General features: G+C 65.1%; 1 protein-coding gene. It reads right to left on the bottom strand.

Going from position 1 to position 1,528, the window contains the following annotated elements; all coding sequences use genetic code 11:
• A partial coding sequence (locus AC1DQP_RS20350; protein ID WP_478052411.1) for a PHP domain-containing protein occupies window positions 1-1,257 on the bottom strand: 1,257 nt, incomplete at its 3' end.
• Between the last annotated feature and the right edge of the window lie 271 nt (window positions 1,258-1,528).

Here is a 1,528-nt window from a genome sequence, read left to right as displayed (position 1 = left end):
GTCCATGCAGAAGTCGATGTCGAAGTCGGGCATCGACACGCGTTCGGGGTTGAGGAACCGCTCGAACAGCAGGTTGTACGGGATCGGGTCCAGGTCGGTGATCTGCAGCGCCCAGGCCACCAGTGAACCGGCACCGGAACCGCGGCCGGGGCCGATCGGGATGCCCTGGTTTTTGCCCCACTGGATGAAGTCGGCCACGATCAGGAAGTAGCCGGGGAAGCCCATCTTGATGATGGTGGCCAGTTCGAATTCGAGGCGTTCGACGTAGTCAGCGCGGGTCTTGCCTTCGGCCAGCGGGTTCTTTTCGAGGCGCGCGTCCAGGCCTTTGCGCGATTCGCTGCAGATCCAGCTGTCGAGCGTTTCGTTTTCGGGCACCGGGTAGTTGGGCAGGAAGTAGGTGCCCAGGCGCATTTCGATGTTGCAGCGTTCGGCCAGCGCGATCGTGTTGTCGATCGCGTCGGGAATGTCGGCAAACAGCGCGCACATGTCCTCGGCCGACTTGAGGTACTGCTGGTCGCTGTAGTCGCGCGGGCGCTTGGGGTCATCCAGGACACGGCCGGAGGAGATGCAGACGCGCGCTTCGTGGGCGTTGAAATCTTCCGGCTGCAGGAAGCGGACGTCATTGCTGGCGATCACCGGCAGGCCACGCTGGCCGGCGGCCAGCAGGGCAAACTGGTTGAAGGCTTCTTCGCCGTCACGCCCGGTGCGGGTCAGTTCGAGATGCAGGCCGTCGCCGAACACGCGCTGCCAGTCGGCGAGCTGCTGCTCGGCCAGGTCGTGGCGGCCTTCGTTGGCCAGGCGGCCGGCGAGGCTGTCGCGGCCGGCCAACGCAAACAGGTTGTGGCAGCCGGCCTTGAGCCAGTCCGGATGGACAGCGACGCCGCCTTCGGGGCGGTGGCCTTCCATCCACGCGCGGGTGAGCAGGCGGGAGAGGCTGAGGTAGCCTTCGCGGTCGCGGCAGAGCAGGGTCATGCGCCAGGGGGTCATGCCCTCTTCGGCGATCATGATGTCGGCGCCGGCGATGGGCTTGATGCCGACGGTTTCGGCGGCCTTGTAGAACTTGACCAGGGCGAACAGGTTGTTCAGGTCGGTCACTGCCAGGGCAGGCAGTTTCAGTTCGACAGCGCGGCTGAGCAGGTTGGCCTGCTTGGCTTTCTTCGGGTCAGCCTGCTCCGGCTTCGCCGGGACACGGATGGTCGAATCCGCCAGCGAAAACTCGGTGTGGACGTGGAGATGTACGAAACGGGAAGTGGACATGCCGGGCCAATGTAATGCCCGGTCAGGGTAGCGGCGCGGGCGTGGACGGACAAGGCTTGACAGGGGTGTTACAGGGGGAGGGGTGGGTTGCTTTGTTCAGGTAGTGGGTGCTGGTGGGTGGGTGATGACTTCAACGGCGAGTGCCAAGGCAACAGCAACGGCAACGGCAACGGCAACGGCAACAGCCAGGGCAACTACAACGGCGATGCGGGTGTGCGGGTGATGAAGGGCCGGGGTGGCGGGGGCAGGGTCGCGGGTCACGCCGTAAACC

This window comes from Stenotrophomonas sp. P5_A8 (assembly GCF_056400545.1).
Note: the sequence above shows the minus strand (reverse complement) of the source record. Positions and strands in the feature narration are given on the sequence as shown.